The organism is Malikia spinosa (assembly GCF_002980625.1).
Classification (GTDB): domain Bacteria; phylum Pseudomonadota; class Gammaproteobacteria; order Burkholderiales; family Burkholderiaceae_C; genus Malikia; species Malikia spinosa.
In genome coordinates this window covers 1-598 of sequence record NZ_PVLR01000102.1, presented here as the reverse complement: position 1 = coordinate 598, position 598 = coordinate 1, and the positions used below count along the sequence as shown (strand labels likewise).

At 67.7% G+C, this 598-nt stretch carries 1 pseudogene; it reads right to left on the bottom strand.

Annotation, left to right across the window (positions count from 1 at the left end):
- Positions 1–290, bottom strand: a pseudogene (locus tag C6P61_RS17545) (TonB-dependent receptor); the annotation flags it as partial.
- Positions 291–598: the final 308 nt, after the last annotated feature.

Below are 598 nucleotides of genomic sequence, written 5' to 3'. Positions count from 1 at the left end.
CCGTGGATCACCGGCAGGCTGGACGCACCACCGGCGCCGTACAGGCTGACGCCCGGGATGTCCTGCAGCAGGCTGGCGGTGTCGCTGGTGGCGGCGCGGCGCGACACCAGTTGTTCGGCCTGGTACTCGGCAGTGGGCTGCGGTAGCGGCAGTTCGCGTTCTGCGCTCACGGTGACCGAGGGCAGTTGCGCGACGGTGTCTGGGCTCTGCGCATGGGCAGCGGGGAAGGCGGCGAGCCAGGCGAGCGCGAACAGCCTGGGTTGGGTCAGGGAGGTTTTCAGGGGAGACATCTGGCAATTCAAAATTTGTGTGCAGGCAGACGCGCCATGCACCCCGGACCATCGGCCCGGGTGTGTCACGGCAAAGCGAGAGGTGAGCGCTGGTGTCGGGTCGGCAGCGCTACGGCAGTCCAGGCCAGCAACGGCCCAGTGCCAAGGCGGCATGAGGCAGGAAAGCCCTCAGCATGCGCTTGGGTTCTGCCGTGCCAGTACAGCGTGCGAAGGTGTTCAGCAGCAGAAGGGCGCGCCGAACCGACGGATCAAGTCAGACCCGAGGGGGGCCGCGCGAGAGCGCGCTGAGCCAGACTGCCGAGGTCTTT